The 23,913-nt window shown below is 68.6% G+C and carries 21 protein-coding genes and 1 tRNA gene; 8 read left to right on the top strand and 14 right to left on the bottom strand.

From position 1 onward, the window contains the following. Positions 1–27: 27 nt before the first annotated feature. The 5 genes from CXY82_RS09890 to topA form a co-directional block, all read right to left on the bottom strand. Entirely contained in the window at positions 28–666 is a 639-nt protein-coding gene (locus CXY82_RS09890; RefSeq protein WP_104170792.1) for a TetR/AcrR family transcriptional regulator, read from the bottom strand. A 45-nt stretch (positions 667–711) separates the two neighbouring features. Further along, positions 712–2,265, bottom strand: a complete 1,554-nt coding sequence (locus CXY82_RS09885; RefSeq protein WP_233199284.1) for an alpha/beta hydrolase — start codon at positions 2,263–2,265, stop codon at positions 712–714. 31 nt (positions 2,266–2,296) lie between these two features. After that, positions 2,297–3,460 (bottom strand): DNA polymerase III subunit delta', encoded by a 1,164-nt coding sequence (locus CXY82_RS09880; RefSeq protein ID WP_104170791.1) that lies wholly within the window; start codon positions 3,458–3,460, stop codon positions 2,297–2,299. A gap of 319 nt (positions 3,461–3,779) precedes the next feature. Further along, positions 3,780–4,436, bottom strand: a complete 657-nt coding sequence (gene tmk, locus CXY82_RS09870; RefSeq protein ID WP_233199283.1) for a dTMP kinase — start codon at positions 4,434–4,436, stop codon at positions 3,780–3,782. Beyond that, a complete protein-coding gene (gene topA / locus CXY82_RS09865; protein WP_104170788.1) occupies positions 4,433–7,456 on the bottom strand; it encodes a type I DNA topoisomerase in 3,024 nt (1,007 codons plus the stop codon). Before topA ends, tmk begins: the two co-directional genes overlap by 4 nt. 138 nt (positions 7,457–7,594) lie before the next feature. Between topA and CXY82_RS09860 the strand changes: the two genes are divergently transcribed. Beyond that, on the top strand, positions 7,595–7,834 hold the full coding sequence (locus tag CXY82_RS09860) for a hypothetical protein (protein ID WP_104170787.1): 240 nt from the start codon (positions 7,595–7,597) through the stop codon (positions 7,832–7,834). A gap of 34 nt (positions 7,835–7,868) precedes the next feature. On the opposite strand, the gene CXY82_RS09855 is transcribed toward CXY82_RS09860, so the two are convergent. The 5 genes from CXY82_RS09855 to CXY82_RS09835 all read right to left on the bottom strand — a co-directional run bounded on the left by CXY82_RS09855 (position 7,869) and on the right by CXY82_RS09835 (position 11,513). Then, positions 7,869–8,255, bottom strand: coding sequence for an Rv3654c family TadE-like protein (locus tag CXY82_RS09855; RefSeq protein ID WP_233194002.1), 387 nt, complete (start codon positions 8,253–8,255; stop codon positions 7,869–7,871). 56 nt (positions 8,256–8,311) lie between these two features. Further along, positions 8,312–8,770 (bottom strand): TadE family protein, encoded by a 459-nt coding sequence (locus tag CXY82_RS09850; RefSeq protein WP_104170786.1) that lies wholly within the window; start codon positions 8,768–8,770, stop codon positions 8,312–8,314. After that, positions 8,751–8,915, bottom strand: coding sequence for a DUF4244 domain-containing protein (locus CXY82_RS09845; protein ID WP_233191137.1), 165 nt, complete (start codon positions 8,913–8,915; stop codon positions 8,751–8,753). Before CXY82_RS09845 ends, CXY82_RS09850 begins: the two co-directional genes overlap by 20 nt. A 367-nt stretch (positions 8,916–9,282) precedes the next feature. Beyond that, positions 9,283–10,287 (bottom strand): type II secretion system F family protein, encoded by a 1,005-nt coding sequence (locus CXY82_RS09840; RefSeq protein ID WP_104170808.1) that lies wholly within the window; start codon positions 10,285–10,287, stop codon positions 9,283–9,285. Positions 10,288–10,319: 32 nt separating this feature from the next. After that, positions 10,320–11,513, bottom strand: coding sequence for a TadA family conjugal transfer-associated ATPase (locus CXY82_RS09835; protein ID WP_104170785.1), 1,194 nt, complete (start codon positions 11,511–11,513; stop codon positions 10,320–10,322). A gap of 438 nt (positions 11,514–11,951) precedes the next feature. Between CXY82_RS09835 and acs the strand changes: the two genes are divergently transcribed. Continuing rightward, complete coding sequence (acs, locus tag CXY82_RS09830; protein WP_104170784.1) at positions 11,952–13,907, top strand: acetate--CoA ligase; 1,956 nt, start codon at positions 11,952–11,954, stop codon at positions 13,905–13,907. 87 nt (positions 13,908–13,994) lie between these two features. Here the strand turns inward: acs and CXY82_RS09825 are convergent, their stop codons facing one another. Continuing rightward, complete coding sequence (locus CXY82_RS09825; RefSeq protein ID WP_104170783.1) at positions 13,995–14,465, bottom strand: RidA family protein; 471 nt, start codon at positions 14,463–14,465, stop codon at positions 13,995–13,997. Positions 14,466–14,468: 3 nt separating this feature from the next. Continuing rightward, positions 14,469–14,633, bottom strand: a complete 165-nt coding sequence (locus CXY82_RS17040) for a DUF4177 domain-containing protein (protein WP_134342594.1) — start codon at positions 14,631–14,633, stop codon at positions 14,469–14,471. Between the two features lie 50 nt (positions 14,634–14,683). Between CXY82_RS17040 and CXY82_RS09820 the strand changes: the two genes are divergently transcribed. The 6 genes from CXY82_RS09820 (at position 14,684) to CXY82_RS09795 (ending at position 22,158) form a co-directional block, all read left to right on the top strand. Further along, positions 14,684–17,278, top strand: a complete 2,595-nt coding sequence (locus CXY82_RS09820) for a transglycosylase domain-containing protein (protein ID WP_104170782.1) — start codon at positions 14,684–14,686, stop codon at positions 17,276–17,278. Beyond that, positions 17,275–18,258, top strand: coding sequence for a metallophosphoesterase (locus CXY82_RS09815; RefSeq protein ID WP_104170781.1), 984 nt, complete (start codon positions 17,275–17,277; stop codon positions 18,256–18,258). The genes CXY82_RS09820 and CXY82_RS09815 overlap by 4 nt, the downstream gene beginning before the upstream one ends. Positions 18,259–18,338: 80 nt before the next feature. Continuing rightward, positions 18,339–18,412: transfer RNA gene (locus tag CXY82_RS09810), tRNA-Pro, on the top strand. A gap of 125 nt (positions 18,413–18,537) precedes the next feature. Continuing rightward, positions 18,538–20,007 carry a DHA2 family efflux MFS transporter permease subunit gene (locus CXY82_RS09805; protein ID WP_104170780.1) on the top strand — a complete coding sequence of 490 codons (1,470 nt, stop codon included), beginning with the start codon at positions 18,538–18,540 and terminating at the stop codon, positions 20,005–20,007. A 222-nt stretch (positions 20,008–20,229) separates the two neighbouring features. After that, the gene (locus CXY82_RS09800) at positions 20,230–20,715 is read left to right on the top strand and encodes a VanZ family protein (RefSeq protein WP_104170779.1); all 486 of its coding nucleotides are present in this window, start codon (positions 20,230–20,232) and stop codon (positions 20,713–20,715) included. 537 nt (positions 20,716–21,252) lie between these two features. After that, a complete protein-coding gene (locus CXY82_RS09795; RefSeq protein ID WP_104170778.1) occupies positions 21,253–22,158 on the top strand; it encodes a UTP--glucose-1-phosphate uridylyltransferase in 906 nt (301 codons plus the stop codon). 101 nt (positions 22,159–22,259) lie between these two features. Here the strand turns inward: CXY82_RS09795 and CXY82_RS09790 are convergent, their stop codons facing one another. Together CXY82_RS09790 and rfbB are read right to left on the bottom strand one after the other, a co-directional pair. Beyond that, on the bottom strand, positions 22,260–22,883 hold the full coding sequence (locus CXY82_RS09790; protein WP_104170777.1) for an NAD(P)-dependent oxidoreductase: 624 nt from the start codon (positions 22,881–22,883) through the stop codon (positions 22,260–22,262). Then, the gene (rfbB, locus tag CXY82_RS09785; protein WP_104170776.1) at positions 22,883–23,869 is read right to left on the bottom strand and encodes a dTDP-glucose 4,6-dehydratase; all 987 of its coding nucleotides are present in this window, start codon (positions 23,867–23,869) and stop codon (positions 22,883–22,885) included. Before rfbB ends, CXY82_RS09790 begins: the two co-directional genes overlap by 1 nt. Positions 23,870–23,913 lie beyond the last annotated feature (44 nt).

Genomic DNA, 23,913 nt, shown 5'->3' with positions numbered 1-23,913 from the left:
GGAAAACCTCGGACACAGCTACACAGTCTAGCTGGTCTTCAGGGTCATCTCGTACAGGTCCGCGAAGGATGCCGCGACGTGCGTGGCCAGGGGGCGGGCCGCGTCGGAGTCGGCCCAGCACCGCCAGGCGTGGCGGAGCGCAGCCACGGCCACCAGGGTGAACAGGAGGGCCCGCTGCTCAAGCTGCGCCGAGCCGGCGCCGAGCTCGGGGTGGTCGACGACGAAGCGCCGGGTGACGATCTCCTGCAGTCGACCCTCGAAGTTGCGCAGGGTGGCCATCCGCATCCCGAACAGGTAGGGATTCTCCTTCATGACCTGACGCCGCAGCTGGTGGATCTCCCGGTCACCCTCGGTGTTCCTGAGGCTGACCGAGAGCAGCGCGGCCAGCTGGGCCAGGATGTCCCCATCGCGGCCGCCGTGCACGAAGGCCTCGATCTGCTCTTCGGACGCGAGGTCGAGTTCGTCGCCGACCAGCGCGGCATCCTTCGAGGGGAAGTAGTTGAAGAAGGTGCGCGGCGACACGTCGGCGAGCCGGCTGATGTCCTCGACGGTCACCTTTTCGAGCCCCCGCTCGCAGGAGAGCGTCAACACGGCGCGCTGGATGGCGCGTCGCGTTGCGAGCCGCTTACGTTCGCGTAGGCCCGGTTCCTCGTGGTGCAGCGACATGCCTCAATTCTTACACAGCGCGCAAATCTGCAGCCAGGCGGATGCTCAGCACATCGGGTCTTCGGCCGGCACCGTGCCCTTCAGCAGGTAGTCGTCGACGGCCGAGTTCACACAGTCGTTCGATTTGTTGTAGGCGGTGTGCCCCTCGCCGGTGAAGGTGACGAGGTGGCCGCTGGCGAGCTGCTCCGACAGGTTCTCGGCCCACACATAGGGTGTGGCCGGGTCGTTGGTGGTGCCGATGACCAGGATCGGGTCGGCCCCCTCGGCGGCGATCTCGGACCGCTCCCCGTCAAACTGGTAGGGCCAGTTGGCGCAGCCGATGTCGCCGAACGCCATGTACTTGCCGATCGTCGGGGCGGCCTGTTCGATCTCGGCGGCCTGCGCGCGCATCGAGGCGGGATCGTCGTTGTAGCTGTAGTCCACGCAGTTGATGGCCAGAAAGGCCTCGGTCGCGTTGTCGCGGTAGGTGCCGTCGGCGGACCGGCCGTTGTAGCCGTCCGCGAACTGGAAGGCCATGTCGGCGTCGCCCTGCAGAACGCTCGCGAACATCTCGCTCAGGTTCGGCCACGCGGTGGCCTGGTAGAGCGGGTAGATGATGGCGGTGAGCAGCGTGTTCGCGCCGAGTCGACGGCCGTCGGTGGCCGTGATCGGGCTGACGTCGACCGAGGCGAGCAGGGCTCCGATGGTAGTCATGGCCTCGTCGACGGTGCCGTCGAAGGGGCACTCCTCGCCGGCCAGGCAGTCGGCCAGATAGGAGCGCAGCGCGTTCTCGAACCCGGTGGCCTGCACCCGGGTCACATCGGCGTTGCCGGTGGACGGGTCGAGGGCGCCGTCGAGGGCGAGGCGTCCGACCCGCTCGGGGTAGAGGTCCGCGTAGGTCGCACCGAGGAAGGTGCCGTAGGAGTAGCCGAGGAAGTTGAGCTTCTCGTCACCGAGCGCGGCGCGCAGCAGGTCGAGGTCGCGGGCTGCGCTGAGGCTGTCGACGTGTGCGAGCAGGGCGCCGGTATTCTCCTGGCAGGCGGCCCCGAAGTCGACGGCGGCCGTCGACAGCTCCTGGATCCAGGCGTCGCTCCCCCGCACCGCGGCGGGCAGGCCGTAGAGGTACTCGTCCATCTCAGCCGGTTCGTAACAGCTCACCGCCGAGGAACGGCCCACCCCTCGCGGGTCGAAACCGACGACGTCGAAACCGGCCTGCAGCTTCGCATCCGTGGCGTAGTCGAGGGAATCCTTCACGAAGTCGTAACCGGAGCCGCCGGGGCCTCCGGGATTGACCAGCAGGGAACCCACCCGGGTGCCCGTGGCCGGATGCCGCACCAGCGCCAGGTCGACCGTCTCGCCGCTGCCCGGGTCGGCCCAGTCGAGCGGCGCCGAAGCCGTGGTGCACTGCAGGCCGGAGTCGCAGTCCGCCCACTTCAGCACCTGGTCATAGAACGGTTCGAGGTCGGTGTCGACCTTCTCCCCGGTCGGGACCGAGGAGGTCGGCGCCTGCTCCGGCAGGAACAGCGGCACGCAGCCGCTGAGGCCCATGGCGAGCACCAGTGCCAGGGCGGTGGCCCTGGCACGCGCCGACAGGGTGCGCACGCGAGTTCGTCTGGTCAACGGATTCCCCTTTTCTGGGACGTGTTCTCGGTCACCGGCGGATTGCCGATACGAGCATGGCCTCGAGGGCCAGCGCCGGCGCCACGTTCGATTCGATCCGCTGCCGGGCTTGGGCGATCGCGTCCAGGGTGAACAGCGTGGCGGCGGGCGCACAGACGGCTCCCGCCGCCCGCACCTCCGTGAGGAGTTCCCGGTTGATGACGCTGGTCTCCCGGCCGAGCTGCACCATGATCACGTCGCGGTACAGCGAGGTGAGGTCGACCAGGATGCGGTCGATCCCGTCGCGGAGGCTGCGGGTGGCCCTCCGCTTCTGGTCATCTTCGAGGGCCTTGATCTGGCTGCGCAGGCCGGGCGGGACCGACTGTCCCGGCTCGACGCCCAGGGAGCGCAACACGCCCTCACGCTCGGCGGCGTCGCGCTCGAGCGTGATCGCCTTCGCGTCGTCACCGGCGATGGCGAGCAGCCGGGCCGCCGCATTCACCGCCGCCGACACGCCGCGGATGCCGAGGGCCGCCCGCAGGGTCTCCTCGCGTCGCGCTCGCGCCTCGGGGTTCGTCGCCAGGCGGCGGGCCATGCCGATGTGGCTCTGCGCCTCCCGAGCGGCCCGTTCGGCGGTGGCCCGGTCGACACCGTCCCGGGCCACGAGCAGCTCGGCGACGTCGTCGATGCTCGGCACCCGCAACCGCACCGATCGCACGCGGGACCGGATCGTGGGCAGCAGGTCAGCCTCGCTGGGAGCGCAGAGGATCCACACGGTGCGCTCCGGCGGCTCTTCCAAAGCCTTGAGCAGAACGTTGGAGGTACGCTCGACCATGCGATCGGCGTCTTCGACCACGACCACCCGGTAGCGGCCCACCGACGGTGAGTACTGCGAGCGCTTCACGGCCTCTTTGACCGAGTCCATCTTGATGATGACGCCCTCGGTGGAGAGCACGGTCAGGTCGGGATGCGTCCGGGCGTCGACCAGGCGGCGGGCGCTCTCGTCGCCGGCCTCGGTGCCGGGGCTGAGCAGCGCGGTCGCGAAGGCGAACGCGAGGTTGGAGCGGCCCGAACCGGGCGGCCCGGTGATCAGCCAGGCGTGCGTCATGGCCGACCCGGCGCGCGCCTCGGCGTCTCCGCCACTCGGACGTTCGGCCGCCGCGCGGAAGATCGCGATCGCTCTCGCCTGACCCGTCAGGCCATCCCACACAGTCATCGGACCAGAGTACCTTTCGTCGGTGACAGAGGGCTTAGAGCTCGTCCAGCCGGCGCCGTCCGCTGGTTGCGCCCCCGGCAGAGCCCGTCCAGTCGGCGCATTCCGTCCAGCCGGCGCAGCACCGCGCCTGGTGCCGAACCAATTCGCCGGAGATTTTGCCGAAAACGGCCGGTTTGGGGCCGAAAACGGGGTCCAGGGCCAAAATCTCCGTCGAATTCGCACGGCGCACGGCGCACGGCGAGCCCGCGCGTGAAACGGATGCCGCCGCAGCGGCGGGCCGCCGGGCCGCGGCGGCCTCGGACATCCGTTCACACCATCCCTAGAGCAGCGCGGCGACCCGGTCGCGGATGACGGCGGCGATCTCGGCCACCGGACGCCCGGCGTCCACGACCAGAAACCGCTCCGGCTCGGCGTCGGCCAGGGTGAGGAACGCGGCGCGCACCCGGCGGTGAAAGTCGCTCTTCTCCGCCTCGAGCCGGTCGAAGGGCTTGTTCTCAGCGTCGAGGCGGCCGCGCGCCACGGTCTCGTCGAGGTCGAGCAGCACGGTCAGCGCGGGCAACAGTCCCTCCGCCGCCCAGAGCGACAGATCACGCACCGGGGTGGCGTCGAGCACCCGTCCGGCACCCTGGTAGGCGACGGATGAGTCCAGGTAGCGGTCCTGGATCACCACTTCGCCTCGGGCGAGCGCCGGCCGCACCGCGGTCGCGATGTGCTGGGCCCGGTCGGCGGCGTAGAGGAGCGCCTCGGCCCGCGGTGCGATCTCACCGCGGTGGTGCAGCACGATCTCACGGATGGCGCCGCCGACATCCGTTCCGCCGGGCTCGCGGGTGCGCAGCACGGTGCGCCCGCTCTGCCGGAGCCAGTCGGTGAGAAGCTCCGACTGGGTCGTCTTGCCGCACCCGTCACCACCCTCGAGGGTGATGAACAGCCCGGCAGCGGCGGGACCGGTCACGGCTTCCGGAGCTTCTCGGGTCACGACAGCGACGACGCCTGGGTCGCGGCCTTCGCGGCCGCGGTGGCCGCCCGGGTCGCCGCAGCCTTGGCCGCCGTCGCGGCCTTCTGAGCCGGGGTGCGCAGAGCGCGCACCGTCGTGGTGGCACCCGACGGAGTCGGCTTTTTGACGGCCGACTTCCGAGCCGGGGCCTTCCTGACCGCCGCCTTCTTCGCCGGGGCCTTCTTGACCGCCGTCTTCTTGGCCGGGGCCTTCTTCGCCGGCGCCTTCTTGACGGCCGGGCCCTTGGCGCGCTTGTCGGCGAGCAGCTGCACGGCGCGGTCGAAGTCGACCTCCTCCACCGTCTCGGCTTTCGGGATGGTGGCGTTGGTGATGCCGTCGGTGACGTAGGCGCCGAACCGGCCGTCCTTGATCTTGACCGCCTTGCCGCTCTCGGGGTCGGGAGCCTCGAACTCCTTGAGCGCGCTCGACGCCCGCCGGGCGCCGTACTTGGGCTGGGCGTACAGGTCGACCGCACCGGCCAGATCGATCTCGAAGATCTGGTCCTCGCTGGTCAGTGACCGGGTGTCCACGCCCTTCTTGAGATACGGGCCGAACTTGCCGTTCTGGGCCGTGATCTCCGCGCCCGTCTCCGGGTCGAGGCCGACCACGCGCGGCAGGGCGAGCAAATGCAGGGCCGTGTCGAGGTCGATCGTGGCGAGGTCCATGGTCTTGAACAACGAGGCCGTGCGCGGTTTCACCGCGGCGACCTTCTTCGCCGGGGGCTTGCGCTTGGGCTTCGCGGCCGCGGCCGTCGTTTTGGTCGTGGAGGCAGCCTCGGCGGCGGCCGAATCGGCAAGCAGGGTCACCTCGCCGGTGACCGGGTCGATGGTCTCGCCGGGTTCGACGACCTCGACCTCGGGCTCCAGCTCGGTGACGTAGGGGCCGAACCGGCCGTCCTTCGCCACGATCCGCTTGCCGTTCTCCGGGTTCTCGCCGATCACGCGGTCGGTGATGACCGGCGCGTCGATGAGTTCGCGGGCCTTCGCCGGGGTCAGCTCGTCGGGGGCCAGGTCCGGCGGGATGTTCACCCGGCGCGGCGGGGCATCCGGTGCCGCGCCCGGGTCGATGACCTCGAGGTAGGGACCGTACTTGCCGATTCGCAGGGTGATGTCGTCGCCGATGGGCATCGAGTTGATCGAGCGCGCATCGATCTCGCCGAGGTTGTCGATGACCTGGCGCAGGCCGCGGTGCTTGTCGGAACCGAAGTAGAAGCTGGTCAGCCAGTCCACCCGGTCGGCTTTGCCGTCGGCGATCCGGTCGAGGTCGTCTTCCATCTCGGCGGTGAAGTCGTATTCGACCAGGTCGGAGAAGTACTCCTCGAGCAGGCGAACGACGGAGAAGGCGATCCAGTTGGGCACCAGCGACTGGCCGCGGGGGGTGACGTAGCCGCGCTCGGTGATCGTGGAGATGATCGACGCGTACGTCGAAGGGCGGCCGATGCCGAGCTCCTCGAGCTTCTTCACCAGGCTCGCCTCGGTGTAGCGGGCGGCCGGGGTGGTCTCGTGGCCCTTGGCTTCCACGTCGAGCAGGGTCAGCTTCTGGCCCTCTTCGAGCGGCGGCAGCTTGGACTCGGTGGCGTCGGTGGGTGCGTTGCGCTCCTCGTCACGGGATTCCTCATAGGCCAGCATGAAGCCGCGGAACGTGATCACGGTGCCGCTGGCGGCGAATTCCGCGAGCACCCCGGATGTCGCGGGGTGCGTGGACGTGCCGGTCGGCCCGGCCGCGATGGTCACCGACGCGGTCGAGCCGGTCGCATCCGCCATCTGCGAGGCGACGGTGCGTTTCCAGATCAGGTCATAGAGCTTGAAGTCGTTGCCGCGCAGAGTGGATGCGAGCGCCGAAGGGGTGCGGAACGTGTCACCGGACGGACGGATCGCCTCGTGCGCCTCCTGAGCGTTCTTGCTCTTGCCCTTGTACAGGCGGGGCTTGTCGGGCACCGTTTCGGGGCCGTAGAGCGCCGCCGCCTGGGTGCGCGCGGCCGTGATCGCCTGCTGCGACAGCGACGGCGAGTCGGTTCGCATATAGGTGATGTACCCGTTTTCGTAGAGCGACTGGGCCACGCTCATGGTCTGGCGGGCGGTGAAGCGCAGCTTGCGGGCCGCCTCCTGCTGCAGGGTCGAGGTGGTGAAGGGCGCGGCCGGGCTACGACGGTAGGGCTTGGCGGTCACCTTCGTCACGGTCAGGGCGACCGATGGTTCCTTGAGGGCAGTGGCCAGGGCGAGGGCGGATGCCTCGTCGAGCGTGACCGCCGTCACCTTGGGTTTCAGCCGGCCGAGGTCGTCGAAGTCGCCGCCGGAGGCGATGCGCTCTCCGCCCAGGCGCACGAGCTTCGACTGGAACGCGGAATCCGCCCGGGACGCGCCGGTAGCGAGCTGGGCGATGAGGTCCCAGTAGCCGGCCGACACGAACGCGAGGCGCTCGCGTTCGCGTTCGACGACGAGGCGGGTGGCCGCGGACTGCACGCGGCCGGCGGACAGGCCCGGGCCGACCTTGCGCCAAAGCACGGGGGAAATCTCGTAGCCGTAGATACGGTCGAGGATGCGCCGGGTCTCCTGCGCGTCGACGAGGGCGGTGTCGAGGTCGCGGGTGTTGTCCTTCGCCTGAAGGATGGCTTCCTTGGTGATTTCGTGGAAGACCATGCGCTTGACCGGCACCTTGGGCTGCAGGACCTGCAGCAGGTGCCAGGCGATGGCCTCGCCTTCGCGGTCCTCATCAGTTGCGAGCAGGAGTTCATCGGCGTTCTTCATGGCCCGTTTGAGTTCGGCCACGGTCTTCTTCTTCGCGTCGGACACGACGTAGTACGGCTCGAAACCGTTTTCCACGTCGACCGAGAACTTGCCGAGCGGACCCTTTTTCAGTTCGGGTGGCAGGTTCTTGGGCTCGATCAAGTCGCGAATATGGCCGACCGAGGACAAGACCTCGTAGCCGTCGCCCAGATACGCGGCGATCGATTTCATCTTCGTCGGCGATTCGACAATGACCAGCTTCTTAGTGCCTGGCACCAGACTCCTCTTTATAGGTACGGGTCCAAGTGGGCCATGGCACACCATACACACTTCAATATGGTGCCTGCCTAATCGACCACGCCGCGCGAGACCATTGGGGGTTGCCAGGCCTGCGCTGGCGGAGACAATTGGAGCATGGCGAATTCAGCGACGGGCACGTACACTGCGAAGCTCACGGACGGCCCCCTCCAAGGCAAGACAGTCACCACCCAGTTCCTGGAATCCGGCGATCCGCGGCCGCGACTCGAGATTCCTGCCGACGGCAACAAGCGCTACCTCTATCTACGCGGCTCCGGCCTCGAATTCGACTCCAGCAAATTCCCGGATCGACCCACCGCCGTGGACTACCGCTACATCGAGGCCCTCTTCGACTGAGCCGCCCGTGGCTTTCGCGCCCGCTGAGACGTGGTCAGCCGGCGGGGCCGCCGGGCGAATCGGGCGGCCCGGCCCGTGCCTGCGCGCCCAGCTCGAACCCGAGGTAGCCGCGCACCGCGGTCACCGATGCGATCAGCCCCTCCACCGTGCAGACGGTGACGGATGCCCCATTCAGCCTCGCGGCTTCGGCCGCCGCCGCGCAGGGAACGCCGGCCACGGCGCCCGAGGCGGTGTCGGCGGCGGCAAGCGCCGCGGCATCCGCTGCCCCCTGCACCGCCTGGCCGACCACCAGCGCGGCGAACAGCGGCAGCAGCACCGCCGTCAGGAGCATGACCGCGCCCAGCACCCCGACAGCAAGCACCGTGCCCGAGCCGCGCTCGGGTGCTGACCAGTGCCGCCGCCGCAGAGCCCGGCGAGTCACGGTCCGCCGCCGCACAGCCCGGGAAGTCAGGGTCCGGGACCTCCCCCGGCGGGGCCTCACCGGCCACCGCCGAGCGCGCAGGACCCGGCCCGGAGCGTGAGGCCGAAGGCCGCGAAAGCGCCGAACGAGCTCGGTGCGCGCAGGTTTACGCAGACGAACTCACCCCGGCGCTCCGGGGTCATCGAGGCCCCCTGCACCGCCCGCTGCACCAGCCCAGAGGCCCGGTCGACGCTGTCGCCGCGGGAGAGGGACCGGGCGGCGTCGGCCGCGGCATCCGTGAGGCGCACCTGCTGGCCGATCATCTGTAGGGCGCCCAGGCAGCAGGCGAGCACGAGCAGTACAGCCGGAACGACCGTCGCGAACTCGGCGGTGACGCTGCCGCGGTCGCGGGGGCGGTCCCTGGGGCCGGGGCGGCGCCGGGCGCGGCTTCGGGCGCGGCTTCGGGCGCTCGGGGCGTCGTCGGAGTGCCCGTCGGAGTGCCCTTCCGGCCGGCGGCTACCCCACGGAAAGCGCATTGCGCACCAGATCGGTCAGGATGCCGCGCACCTCGTCGCCGCGCAGGATGACGATCAGCAGGCCGGCGAATCCGACCGCCGCCATCGTGGCGACGGCGTATTCGGCGGTGGCTGCACCCGTCTCGGCGCGCAGGCCGCGCGGCAGCCGGAACCGGTCGGGACGCGGGAGCCGAGGTGCCGGTGCCGCCTTGCGCAGAGAATCGTGGCCAAGGCCGGGGCCGGTGGTCGCTGCGTCGATCGTGCCGGTGGCGCGCTCGGCGATCAGGTTCCTGGTCAGGTTGGTGACCTCGTCGGTGGCCGGTTCAACGGTCGGTTGCAGGGCCTGACCTTTGGTCGGTTTGGCGGCCTGATCGGTGGTCGGTGTCAGGGCAGAATCGGTGGTCGGTTCGATGGTGGGCATTCGTTCGTCTCCTTCTCGCGTCGGGCGACGCGGTGTGTGGGCGGCACGAGTGGTCTCAGACTGGCGCGGGCGAGGGCGGAACACCGACAGCCGCTCGCTTCGGTGCAGAACTTCAGAAAACGAGCACTGTGGACGAGAGGACGGTCATCAACAGCGGCAGAACTCCGATCAGCATGAATGCGGGCAGCACGCACACCCCGAGCGGGATCATGAGCGTGACCGCGAGGGTGGCGGCCCGGTGCTGGCCGTCGCTGCGGGCCTGCCGACGCAGCTGGTCGGCCTCGCTTCGCAACAGCTCCGCGGCGGGAACGCCGGCGCGCACCGACAGAGCGAGCACCCGGTCGATGCTGGCCGCCGAGTCCGCGCGGTGCAGGGCGAACCGCTCTGCCGCCGCGTCGACCAGGGTTCGTGCGCGGTCGACGGAGCCGCCGCCGGTCATGGCGATGGCGGTGAGGTCCAGTTCGAGCCCGGGGGTCGGGTCCCGTGCCCGGGCGGAGTGCACGAGCCGCCGGTTCCAGCGGTCCGCCGCCAGCATGAGGGCGCCGCCGCCGGCGAGGCAGGCCCAGCCGGGTGCGGTGAGGAACAGCGTCTGCAGCGTGTTGAAGCCCAGAAGGCTGCCGAACAGCACACCGACGACCGGCAGGAACGCGACCATCCGTGCCGTGGCGCTCGGGCCGGCGAGCGCCACGGCGAGGTCGGCGTGCAACTGGCCGAGGTCCCGGAAGGATGACGCCAGTTGCCGCAGGCAGGAGGCCAGCGGCGCTCCGGCCTGGGTGGCCACCTGCCAGGCCGCGGCGAGGCCCAGCCAGGCGGCGCCGATCTGGCCGCCAAGTGCGCGGGCCTCGGCGGCCACGGCGTCGGCGATGTTGTCGCCGCGGCGCCCGGCGTCGGCCGCCGCCCGGATGATCTGTGCCCCCGAAGAGGGCGGTGTCGGCGACAGAGACTTTTCGCCGACGGGGTGCGAAGCGACGGGTTCGAGGTAGGCCCACGCGGATGCCGGAGAGACGCCGGCGGCGAGGAGAACCGCGATGCGTTGGGTCACCTGCGCCACCTCCTCGATGGCCGGGCTGGCCGGACCGTGCCGCCGTTTCACGCCGAGCCACGTGCCGAGTCTCATGCCGACTCTCACGCCGAGCCACGTGCCGAGTCTCATGCCGATTCTCCAGTCTCGGCGGGCGCGGCGGCCCGCCGCCCGTGTGTGCGGACCGGTCTGGGCGGGCCGGACTCCCCCGGGGTCCAGCGGTTCCCCGGGGCCGCGGCGATCACCAGCAGGCGATCCCGGGCGTCCAGCACGAACCGGCCGAGCGGAGCGAGCCGGCGGCGGCCCTCGCGGCGCTCGAGGTGCAGCACCAGCCCGATCGCGCTCACCGCCTGCCGCGCCACCGCTTCCGGACTCAGTCCGGCGAGAGCGCCGAGGGCCTCGAGTCGGGCCGGAACGTCGTGCAGGGAGTTCGCGTGCAGGGTGCCGGCGCCGCCGTCGTGGCCGGTGTTGAGCGCGGCCAGCAGCTCCCTGATCTCGGCACCGCGGCATTCGCCGAGCACCAGCCGGTCGGGGCGCATCCGTAACGCCTCGCGCAGGAGACTCTCCAGGCCGATCCGGCCGGCACCCTCGAGGTTCGGCTGCCGTGCCTCGAGCGCCACGACATGCGGGTGGTCGATGCGCAGTTCGGCGACGTCCTCGATGGCCACGATGCGTTCCCCAGGCGGTGCCTCGCCCAGCAGCGCCGCGAGCAGGGTGGTCTTGCCGCTGCCGGCGGCTCCCGTGATGAGCAGGTTCTCGCGCCGGTGCACGGCCGCGCGCAGCCGGTCGGCGACGGCGACGGATGCCTCCCCCACCCCGAACAGACCCCCGGCGGCGAGCGCGGCAAGGCTCAGCCGCTCGGCGCGAGGCAGCCGGATGGACAGCAGCGTGCCCGTGCTCGACGCCGGCGGCAGCACCGCATGCACCCGGATGCCGTCGGACAGCCGCACATCGACGCAGGGGCTGGCCTCGTCGATGTGGCGCCCGCCGAGGGCGATCAGGCGCACCGCCAGTTCCCGCACAGCCGGTTCCGGGCAGCTCCACTGCGGGGCGTGCAGCAGTCCGTGGCCGGCATCCACCCACAGCCCGGCGGCGCCGTTGACGAACAGATCGGTGACCTCGCCGTCGGCGGCGAACTCGGCGAGCGGGCCGAGCACGAACACGTCGAGGGGCCGGATCGCCGGGAGCACACCGGGGCTGAGCACACCGGGGCTGAGCGCACCGGGCGGCCGGGCATCCGTGCGGCGGTCGGGAGCGCCGACGGGAGGGCGGGCAGGCACGGACCTGCCATACGACGGGACGGCGACGAACGGCTCGGGCATGCCCCGACGTTAGATCGGCGGTGGGAGCGCATCCGGCCCCTGCGCCGGATCGAGGAGAACCCGGGCCGACCGCCGGCTGGGGAGGACCGGGACGCACCACCGCGAAAAACCACCGGTTAAAAAAGGGGGGCGGCACCTATTGGGGGGAACAGGTGCCGCCTCGGCAGTGCGCTGATTGGGGGGAACCAGACACACCGCAGGTCAAAACTTTCGTTCAGACGATAATCAATGTACAAGGGGAATTACGGATGCGCAAGTCCCCCGTGTCCTCATAAATGAGGACACGGAACCCGGGCGCCTGATGAGACCACAATTGGGGGTGGGAACTCACCGCAATTCCGCGCAACCTGGGCGACACATGTCGCCGTGTAGGGTTCAGGAGGGGGCTGGGTTAACGCGCCCGATACACGCAGCGCATCGCAAAGGAGCGACATACGTATGAGCGTCAAGATCGATAACCTTCTCCATGAATCCCGCAGATTCCCGCCGACACCGGAATTTGCCGCACAATCCATCGCGAAGCCGCAGATCTATCAGGACGCCGCGGACGACCGTTTGAAATTCTGGGCTGATCAGGCCCGCGAGCTTCTGCACTGGCACAAGCCGTTCACAAAAACACTGGACTGGACCAATCCACCGTTCGCCAAATGGTTCGAAGACGGCGAATTGAACGTGGCCTGGAACTGCCTCGACCGGCACGTGCTGGCCGGCAACGGCGACCGGGTCGCGCTGCACTTCGAGGGTGAGCCGGGAGACTCCCGCGACATCACATATGCCGAGCTCACTGCCGAAGTGAAGCGTGCTGCGAATGTGCTGACAAAACTCGGCGTGAATGCCGGGGATCGCGTCGCGATCTACCTGCCGATGATCCCGGAGGCCGTCATCTCGATGCTCGCCGTGGCCCGCATCGGCGCCGTGCACTCGGTCATCTTCGGCGGTTTCAGCGCCGAAAGCCTCCGTTCGCGCATCGATGACGCCAGCGCCGTGCTCGTGATCACCGCCGACGGCGGTTACCGCAAGGGCAAGGCGTCCGCTCTCAAGCCGGCCGTCGACGCGGCTCTGGAGGGCGGCGAGACCACCGTGCGCAACGTGCTGGTGGTCAAGCGCACCGACGGCTTCGTGGAGTGGTTCGACCGCGACCTGTGGTGGCACGATGAGCTCGCCTCGGTCGCGGGAGAGCATGAGGCGCTGGGCTTCCCGGCCGAGAACCCGCTGTTCATCCTCTACACGTCCGGCACCACCGGCAAGCCCAAGGGCATCCTGCACACCACCGGTGGCTACCTCACGCAGGTGGCGTTCACCCACAAGAACGTGTTCGACCTACACCCCGAGACGGATGTCTACTGGTGCACCGCCGACGTCGGCTGGATCACCGGCCACAGCTACGTGGTCTACGGCCCGCTCGCCAACGGCGCCACCCAGGTGCTCTTCGAGGGCACCCCGGACACCCCGCACCCCGGCCGGTGGTGGGAAATCGTTGAGAAGTACAAGGTGAGCATCCTGTACACGGCGCCCACGGCCATCCGTACCTTCATGAAGCTGGGTCGCCAGATCCCGCAGGGCTTCGACCTGACCAGCCTGCGCCTGCTCGGTTCGGTGGGCGAGCCCATCAACCCGGAGGCGTGGATGTGGTATCGCGAGGTCATCGGCGGCAATGTCGCGCCGGTGGTCGACACCTGGTGGCAGACCGAGACCGGCGCGATCATGATTTCCGCCCTGCCCGGCGTGACGACGACCAAGCCCGGATCGGCGCAGAGCCCGATCCCCGGCGTCGTGATCGACGTGCTCGACGACGAGGGAAACCACGTGGGCCGCGACAACGGTGGCCTGCTTGTGGTGACCGAACCGTGGCCGTCGATGCTGCGCGGCATCTGGGGTGACCCGGAGCGCTTCAAGGAGACGTACTGGGAGAAGTTCGGTTCGGAGAACCCGCGCTACTTCGCCGGTGATGGCGCCCGCCTCGATCGTGACGGTGAGATCTGGCTGCTCGGCCGGGTCGACGACGTGATGAACGTGTCGGGGCACCGTCTGTCCACGGCCGAGATCGAGTCGTCGCTGGTGGCGCACCCGATGACCGCCGAGGCGGCCGTGGTCGGCGCGCACGACGACACGACCGGCCAGGCGGTGGTGGCGTTCGTCATCATCAAGTACAGCCACCTGGAGGAGTCCTCGCACGCGGACATCCAGGCCGTGCTGCGGGCGCACGTGTCCCAGCAGATCGGTGCCATCGCGAGGCCCCGCCAGATCTTCATCGTGAGCGAGCTGCCGAAGACGCGCTCGGGCAAGATCATCCGGCGTCTGCTGCAGGATGTCGCGGAGGGCCGCGAGGTCGGCGACACCACCACCCTCGCTGACACCTCGGTGATGACGGCGATCATGTCCACCCTGAAGTAACCAGCGTCTAACCAATTCGTTCGGGCACGCACCCGAGTAGACACACGAAAGCGGGCAGGCCCAGTGAGCCTGCCCGCTTTCTGGGGCTCAGGCGAAGGAGACGATGAGCTCCAGCTCGACCGGGGAATCCAGCGGCAGCACAGCGACGCCGACGGCCGAGCGGGCATGCACGCCCCGGTCGCCGAAGATCTCGCCGAGCACCTGGGAGGCACCGTTGACGACACCGGGCTGGCCGGTGAACGACGGGTCGGATGCGACGAAGCCGGTGACCTTGACGACCTGCGTCACTCGGTCCAGCGATCCGATCGCGGCCTGGATGGCGGCAAGCCCGTTGAGCGCGCACTGCCGGGCGTAGTCCTGGGCGTCGGCGGCCGGCACGAGTCCGTGGCCGTCGCCGACCTTGCCGGTGGCCGGCAGCGCCCCCGAGATCATCGGCAGCTGACCGCTGGTGAACACCAGCGAGCCGGAGACCACGGCCGGCACGTAGGTGGCCACGGGCGGCACGACGCTCGGCAGCTCGATGCCGAGCTCGGCCAGCCGAGCAGCGATCTGCGCCACGCCTCAGGCTCCTTCGGTGGCGACGGGGCGCTTGAGGTAGGCGACAAGCCCACCCTCGGGTCCGGGAACGACCTGCACGAGCTCCCAGCCCTCCGAGCCCCAGTTGTTCAAAATGGCAGCTGTGTTGTGAATCATCAGCGGCGTCGTAAGGTACTCCCAGGCAGGCATAAGGCTCCGATTCAGGCGGTTATTCAGATTTGTCACTTAGTCTCAATAGTATGTCTGCCAAAAATCGTACGGTTAGTGGAGCGCTCGGCGGGTTCCTCGGTTTCGTCGGGATGAGCGCCGTGGCCGGCGTCCTCGTCGCCGCCGCTGTCACCCCCGCTCTGGCCCTCTCCGGCATGACAGCCACGAACACGATCAACATGTTCGAGAGCCTCCCCGACTACCTCGCGATCGACCAGCTGGCGCAGAAGAGCAACATCTACGCGACCAACGCCGACGGCAGCCCCCTGCTTCTGGCCTCGTTCTACGATCAGAACCGGGTGGAAGTCGAGTGGGACGCGATCAGCCCGTTCGTGAAGGATGCCGTGATCGCGGGCGAGGACCCCCGCTTCTATGAGCATGGCGGCATCGACCTCGAGGGCACCGTCAAGGGCGTCGTGAGCACCGTGGCCACCGGCACCGCGCGCGGCGGCTCCTCGATCACCCAGCAGTACGTGAAAAACGTGCAGGTGCAGAAGTGCGAGGCTCTAGCCGACGAAAAGAAGCGCATGAGCTGCTACGACACGGCCACGGAGACCACCCCCGACCGCAAGCTCAAGGAGATGCGCCTCGCCATCGGCGTGGAGAAGCAGTACGCGAAAGACGACATCCTTCGCCAGTACCTGAACATCACCGGTTTCGGCGGCACGGTCTACGGCATCGAATCGGCCGCCAACTACTACTACAACACCACCGCCGCGGGCCTGTCACTGGCGCAGGCGGCGAGCCTGGTGGCGATCGTGAACAACCCGGTCAAGTTCCAGCTCGACAACCCGGACAGCGAAACCAACGGCGTCGCCAACGGGTATGCCGCCAACAAGGAACGCCGCGACTACATCCTGGGCGAGATGCTCAAGTACCAGAAGATCACCCAGGAAGACCACGACGCCGCCCTGGCCACCGTGATCGAGCCCACCATCACGGAACCCAGCACCGGGTGTGCGACAGCCGGCGGCAGCGCCTACTTCTGCGACCTGGTCGTCAACACCCTGCGGAACGACCCCTCCTTCGGTGAAGACGAAGTCACCCGCATGGCCAACTTCCGTCGTGGCGGCTACGAGATCTACACCACGCTCGACCTCGACCTGCAGAACGCCGCCGAGACCACCATGAAGAAGCACGTGCCGAAGCAGTACGGGGACTGGGACGTGGGCGGTGTGATCACCAGCGTCGAGGTGGGCACCGGCCGAGTGTTGGCCATGACCCAGAACAAGGATTACAGCCAGGACCCGGCCGTGACCGAGAACAATAATGACTACACGGGCATCAACTACAACACCAACTCCAACGAGGGCGGCTCGCTCGGGTTCCAGCCCGGCTCGACCTACAAGGTCTTCACCCTCGCCGAGTGGCTGACCCAGGGGCACACGCTCAACGAGCGCGTCGACTCCCGCCGCAAGAGCGACTGGGGCGTGTTCAAGAACAGCTGTGAAGGCAACCAGAGCTATGTCTTCAACCCCAAGAACGACGCGAACGAGCCCGGCACCAACTACAGCGCGCTGCAGTCGACGATCGACTCCATCAACACCGGCTTCATCGGCATGGCGAAGAAGCTGGACCAGTGCGGCATCGCCACGATGGCCAACGCCTTCGGAGTGGGCCGCGCCGACCTGAAGCCTCTTGAACAAGGTCCCTCGGCCGTGCTCGGCACGAACGAGGTCGCGCCGCTCAGCATGGCCATCGCCTTCGCCGGCATCGCCAACAACGGCGTCAGCTGCAGCCCGATCGTGATCGACCGGATCGTCGGCGGCGACGGCGTCGACATGACCCCGCCGCAGACCAAGTGCACCCAGGCGGTCACCCCTGAGGTCGACGCCGGCATGACGTATGCCATGCAAAAGGTGATGACCGAAGGCTCGGGACGCGCGTCGAATTCCGCGACCTCCCCGAAGGTGCCGATGATCGGCAAGACCGGAACCACCGACGGCAACAAGGACACCTGGATGAGCGGCGCGAGCACCAAGGTCGCCACGGTGATCGGCGTCGTCAGCGTCACCGGCGACATCAACCAGCGTCTCGTGGACGACTGGGAGGGCGGCACGGCTGCCACCGCCCGTCACCGCATGTGGCCGGAGGTGATGAGCGTCGCGAACGCGAAGTACGGCGGAGACGCCTTCGCCGAGGCATCCAACAAGGTGCTGCAGGCCGTTCAGATTCCGGTCCCCGACCTGCGCGGCAAGTCGATGAGCGAAGCCGCCTCCACCCTGACCTCGGCCGGCTTCGACGTGGTCGACGGCGGTGTGACCGACTCCGAGATGCCCGCCGGCACCGTGGCCCGCACCGACCCGGCCGGCGGCAGCAGCGCCAGCCGCGGCTCGACAGTGACCGTCTACTCCAGCAACGGTGTGCTCAAGATCGTGCCCGATGTCGTGGGCAAGACCGAGGCCGAAGCTACCTCCACCCTGGCGGGCTTCAGCATCGCCAAGCAGGAGCAGGACGTCACCGATCCGAAGCAGGTCGGCACGGTGCTCTCCATGACACCGACCGCCGGCTCCGGCGCCGCGGCGGGCAGCGCCGTCACGATCGTGGTCGGCAAGCTTGCCGCCGGCGCGAAGCCCGACGCGAAGCCCGACGCGAAACCCGACGCGAACGGCGGGGGCAACGGATGACGCGCGCCAACTCCGCAGGCACCTCCTTGGCCGTCAGCGCCGGGGTGGTAGCCGCGGCCGGAGTCGTCGCGTTCGCCTGGGGCTCTCTCGTGGAGCGCCGCATGTTCACCCTCCGCGAGGTTCTCGTTCCGGTGCTCGCGCCGGGATCCGCCCCGATCAAGGTGCTGCACCTCTCCGACCTGCACATGGCACCGTGGCAGCGGGATAAACAGGACTGGGTGCGCGGCTTGGCCGACCTCGAACCGGACCTGATCGTGAACACGGGCGACAACCTCGGTCACGCCGACGGCATTTCCGGGATCGAGTATGTCCTCGAACCGTTCCGCGGCATTCCGGGCATCTTCGTCAACGGGTCGAACGACTACTACGGGCCGCAGTTGAAGAACCCGATGCGGTATTTCCGTACCCCGTCGACGCTTCGCTCGGCGTTTCACGAGAAGCTCGACATCGCCCACCTGCACCGGGTGTTCGGCGACCTCGGCTGGATCGACCTCGACAACGCGGCAGCCGCGCTCGACATCAACGGCACCCACCTGGAGCTGTTCGGGGTGGACGACCCGCACATCGGGCTCGACCGCCTCGACCTGATCACCCGGGCGATCGACGACCTGCGCGCGAACGACCCGTTGTCGGAGGAGCACTGGCCCGACCCCGAGGAGGCGACCCCGCCGCGGTCGACGCTCACGGTGGGCGTCGTCCACGCGCCCTACCAGCGGGTGCTCAACTCGTTCGTCAACCATGGCGCCCAGCTGATCCTGGCCGGGCACACGCACGGCGGGCAGGTGTGCGTTCCCCGGTACGGCGCCCTCGTCACCAACTGCGACATCCCGCGCAAGCAGGTCAAGGGCCTCAGCCTCTGGGACTCCGGACTGCACACCTCGTACCTCAACGTGTCCGCAGGGCTCGGCACGTCGATCTACGCGCCGGTGCGGTTCGCCTGCGCGCCGGAGGCGACCCTGCTCACGCTGACGGCGGCGTAGCGGGGGTCTCGGCAGGCTCGGCGCCGGATGGTCGTGTTAGGGCATCCGGGGGGTTATACTAGTCAAGGCTTACGGGCCATCGGGGTATGGCGCAGCTTGGTAGCGCGCGTCGTTCGGGACGACGAGGTCGCAGGTTCAAATCCTGTTACCCCGACAGATATGCAAAACCCTCACTCTTCGGAGTGGGGGTTTTGTAGTTGGTAGTTGGTAGTTGGTGTTCGGTAGTTGGTGTTTGGTGCGGCCGGGCCGGCGCGGCCAGAAGCGCGAGAGGATCATGTCATGACCGATTCCAGCCCGGGTCTCCCCGCACCTGTCGCTATCCCACGGCACGCCTGGCAGGCCCTGATCGTGCTGCTGGCCGGCATGTTCATGGCGCTGCTCGACACCACGATCGTGAATGTGGCGCTTCCGACCATCCGTACCAGCCTGGATGCCTCGGAGGCCACCCTCTCCTGGATCATCTCCGGCTACGCGCTCGCCTTCGGGATCGCGCTGATCCCGGCCGGGCGGCTCGGCGACCGCATCGGCCACAAGTGGGTCTTCTTCACCGGTCTGCTGCTGTTCACCCTGGCCAGCCTCGCCTGCGGGCTCGCGCAGAACGATCTGCAGCTGATCATCGCCCGGGTCGTGCAGGGGCTTGCCGGCGGCATGTTCGTGCCGGCCGTGACCGCTGTGATCCAGCTTCTGTTCCCGCCCACCACCCGCGGCAAGGCGTTCGCGATCATGGGCACGGTGATCGGCGTATCCACGGCGCTCGGCCCGATCATCGGCGGCCTGATCATCGAGGCCTTCGGCGACGAGAACGGATGGCGCCTGGTCTTCTGGGTCAACCTGCCGATCGGCATCGTCGCCCTCGTCGCGGCGGCGATCCTGTTGCCGGCCGGCTCCGAACGTGCCCCGGGCACCCCGAGCGGCGGCATCGACTGGGTGGGCCTGCTGCTGATCTCCGGCGGGCTCGTGGCGCTGCTCGTCCCCCTGATCGAGGGCGAGGACCAGGGCTGGCCGCTCTGGACCTACCTGACCCTGGCGGCGGGGGCGCTGTTGATTGTGGCATTCGGCTTCTGGGAGGTGGCGTACACCCGGTGGGGCAAGAGCCCACTGGTGCCGCCGCGGCTGTTCCGGCATCCGGCGTTCACCGGCGGCATCGTGCTCGCCCTGGTCTACTTCGCCGCGTTCACCAGCATCTTCTTCACCATTTCGATCCTCTGGCAGGCCGGCCTCGGGCACACCGCCCTCGAGTCGGGGCTGGTATCGATCCCGTTCGCGATCGGAACCATCATCGGCGCCTCGCAGAGCAACCGGCTGGCGCAGCGGCTCGGCCGCACCGTGCTGATCATCGGCGTGTCCCTGGTCACCATCGGCCTGGTCTGGGTCTGGCTCGCCCTGCTCCTGATCGGCCCGGCGATCACCAACTGGGAGCTGCTGCCGCCGCTGCTGATCGCGGGTCTCGGCAGCGGATTCTTCATCGCGCCGAACGCCCAGTTCATCGTGGCGACCGTGGACCGCTCCGAGGCCGGTGCGGCCAGCGGCGTGGTCGGCGTGATGCAGCGGGTCGGCAGCGCCGTGGGCATCGCCGTGATCGGCAGCGTTTTCTTCGGCACGCTGGTCGTGGCCGGCCCCGGTGCGGAGGCCGTCGCCGCCGGCTTCACCGACAGCGCCACCGCGGCGATGGGCGTGAGCGCCGCGTTCAGCGTGCTGGCACTGCTGCTCGTCTTCGTGCTGCCGAAGCGGGTGTCGGCCGGGCGCTAGGGGCGGGGTTCCCGTCGTGAGGGTGCCCGTTCCGGTCGAGAGTGCCCCCTTTACCGGTCACTCTCGACCGGAATGGAAACGGTCGGCGGTGGGCATCCTTCGGCTCAGAGCGTATTTGCGACCCCCCGCGCACGCACGCGTCTAGGGTAGGTAGATCGACAGTGTTGCGGTCAGGTCCCGGCGCCGTCGGTTCGCCGACCGTGACGTACCGGGAGGCGAGACATGACCGACGCGAGTCGCACTCTCCCGCCGACACCGCCGGGCCCTCCCGCGGCGGGCGGAGCCGCGCACACCCGGCTGCGTCGGTGGGCGCCTTGGCTCATGCTCGCCTATCTGGTCGCGCTGGCCTTCATCGCGTTCTGGCCGGTGCCGGTCGACCGGGCGGCGTACGACTCACTGCTGGCCCTTATCGATTGGCTGCAGGAACACGGCGCGCCGGGCTGGGTGCGCTACAGCCTGGTCGAGTTCATCGCCAACATCGCCCTGTTCGTGCCGGTCGGCCTGTTCGTCGTGCTCGTGGCCGGCGCACGACGGTGGTGGCTGGCCGTGCTGGTCGGGTTCGCGGCGAGTTGCACCATCGAACTCGGGCAGCTGATCTTCCTTCCGGACCGCTTCGCCACCCTCGCCGACGTGGTCGCAAACACGGTTGGGGCCGCCGTCGGCGGGGTGCTCGGGCTGGTTCTGTTGCGCGGCGGCCGCGGGCGCTGACGGGGACTGCAGGTCGGGTGCGGGTGTGCGCCGGGGTGCCCGTCGGCACGTGCACGTGCTTTTTCTGTGGCTAACTCAGGAGATCCGGGATAGGCCTCGGTATCCGTTGCGTAATTCCGGGGGCGCAAGCCGCAGCCGGCCCGGTTTTCCTGAGTTAGCCCCCTCCGGGCGCGCATAACTCCTGCAGATTCTGACGGATGTGCCCGATTCGGCCTGGCGTGACCCTCCGGCCGCAAATTGCAGGAGTTATGCCAGCTGAGGCACCGGCCACCGGCCTCACTGGTGGCTAACTCAGGAGATCTGGGCTGGATGTCCGGCACAGCCCCCGGAAACCCGGCGCAACGGATGACTGTGGCCGGGTTTCTCCTGAATTAGCCGCAGCTGCCAGCCCGACTCAGGGGTACGGCAAGGCGGCACAGAGCGGGCGGCAGGTGACCTCACGGGCAGTGGCCGGTGGCCGAGACAGATCACGGCGCCAGACCGAAAGATCCGCGGTGGGAGATGCGGCGGCAACACTGCGCCCTTAGTCTGAGTCTCATGAGCTCCGAGATTACCAAGGCCGTCATTCCCGCGGCAGGACTGGGAACACGCTTCCTACCGGCGACCAAGGCCATGCCGAAGGAAATGCTTCCCGTCGTCGACAAGCCCGCGATCCAGTACGTGGTCGAGGAGGCAGCCGCGGCCGGCCTGACCGACCTGCTGATGGTGACAGGGCGGCATAAGAACGCGTTGGAGAACCACTTCGACCGCATGACCGAGTTGGAGTCGCTGCTCGAGAAGAAGGGCGACCACGACCGCCTGGCGAAGGTGCGGCACCCCACCCGGCTGGCCGACATCCACTACTTGCGCCAGGGCGACCCGCTCGGACTCGGTCATGCGGTGCTACGCGCGAAGATGCACGTCGGCGACGAGCCGTTCGCGGTGCTGCTGGGTGATGACCTGATCGACATCCGTGACCCGTTGCTGGCCCGGATGCTGGTGGAGCAGGGCGCGCGCAACGCCAGCATCGTGGCGCTGATGGAGGTCGATCCGTCGCAGATCCACCTCTACGGCTGTGCCGCGATCGAGCCCACCGACGACCCCGACGTGGTGCGCGTGACCGGGCTCGTGGAGAAGCCCAGCGCCGCGGATGCCCCGTCGAACCTGGCCATCATCGGCCGCTATGTGCTGCGTCCGGAGGTGTTCGACGTGCTCGAGCACACCCTGCCGGGCAAGGGCAACGAGATTCAGCTCACGGATGCGCTGCAGGAGCTTGCGACGACCCCGGATGCGACGGGTGGAGTGTTCGGAGTGATCTTCCGCGGCCGCCGCTATGACACCGGCGACCTCCTGAACTACATCAAGGCGGTCCTGCGGCTCGCCGTGGATCGCGAGGATCTCGGGCCGGACCTGCGGCCGTGGCTGCAAGAGTTTGTGGCTACTCTCACCTTAGACAGCGCCTAACGACGCTGTCACCGCGACCCGAATTGCTGCCATAACCGGCACCAGATCGACCGGATGAATCCCGCCCGCATCTACGCGCTCGGCAGCAATGCGGCCGTCCGTTACGCGGTCGAGGCAGCCCAGGCCGGGCGTATCGGCCAGGGCCTGAATTCAGCAGGGGTCATACGGCCAGGGCGCCGGCGGCGTTCGCCGCGGCCAGAGCCTCGCGCCAGTGAGGTGTCGCGGGCTGCAGCCAGCTTCAGCATGGTCTGGGGGAAGTTCGGGCCGTGTTGGCCGTAGAGCCAGGCCGTGCGCACGATATAACTGCCCGCTGGGTGTTCCTGCAGTACGAGCGCCTCGCCGGCGGCCTTGGTGCGGCCGTAGGCGGAGATCGGGTTGATCTCGGTGTCCTCCGCGTAGGGTGCGGTGGCGCTGCCGTCGAACACGTAGTCGGTGGAGATCTGCACGAGCTTCGCCCCGGTGGCGGATGCGGCCGACGCCAGGTTGTGGGGGCCGGTCGCGTTGATCGCGTACGCGGCGTCTTCGTTCGTCTCGGCGTCGTCCACCTGCGTGTATGCGGCGGCGTTGATGATGACGTCGTAGCCGACGACCTGAGCCAGAACCGCGGCCCGGTCGGTGATGTCCAGCTCGGTGCGGTCGAACGCTGTGACGTCGCGGCCGGCGAGCGCGGCCTGCAGGTCGCGTCCGAGCATCCCGGCCGCGCCGGTGATCAGATAGCGGGTCATCAGCTCAATGCCGCACGGGCCTTGAGGGGCTCCCACCAGGTGCGGTTGTCGCGGTACCACTGCACGACGTCCGCGAGCCCCTGTTCGAACGGAACGAGGGGCGCGTAGCCGAGTTCGGCCTGGATCTTCGAGATATCCACGGAGTAGCGCAGGTCGTGGCCGAGGCGGTCGGCGACGCGGTCGACGTAGGACCAGTCCGTGCCGGTGGAGTCGAGCAGCATCTGCGTGAGCTCCTTGTTGGTCAGTTCGGTGCCGCCGCCGATGTTGTAGATCTCACCGGCGCGGCCGTCGACGAGCACCATCGCGATGGCGCGGGTGTGGTCGTCCACGTGCAGCCAGTCACGGATGTTGTTTCCCTCGCCGTAGAGGGGGACGTGCAAGCCGTCGATCAGGTTGGTGACGAACAGGGGGATGACCTTTTCCGGGAAGTGGTACGGCCCGTAGTTGTTCGAGCAGCGCGTGATCGAGATATTCAGACCGTGCGTGCGGTGGTAGCTGCGCGCGAGCAGGTCGCTGCCGGCCTTCGACGCGGAGTAGGGGGAGTTCGGCTCGAGGGCGCGTTCCTCGTTCCACGATCCCTCGGCGATGGAGCCGTAGACCTCGTCGGTGGAGACGTGCACGAACCGGGCCAGGTTGTGGCGGAGGGCGGCGTCGAGCAGCTGCTGGGTGCCGAGCACGTTCGTCTCGACGAAGATCGACGCGTCGCGCACGGAACGGTCCACGTGGGACTCGGCGGCGAAGTGCACCACCGCGTCCAGGGACGGGAAGAGCTCGTCAAGCAGTGCGGCGTCACGGATGTCGCCGTACACGAACGAGTACCGCGAGGACCCGGCGACCGGGGCCAGGTTCTCGAGGTTGCCCGAATAGGTGAGAGCATCGAGCACGACGACCTCGGCACCCTCGAGGCCCGGGTAGGCATCTTCCAGGGTGCGCCGAACGAAGTTCGAGCCGATGAAACCGGCTCCACCGGTGACAAGAATTCTCATTGAATGGTGTCCATTTCATTCGCGGGGATGCGTCGGCGAGCCTA

This window comes from Cryobacterium sp. M23, assembly GCF_002929655.1.
In the GTDB taxonomy this organism is placed as follows: domain Bacteria; phylum Actinomycetota; class Actinomycetes; order Actinomycetales; family Microbacteriaceae; genus Cryobacterium; species Cryobacterium sandaracinum.
This window is presented reverse-complemented; position numbering and strand designations above follow the sequence as displayed.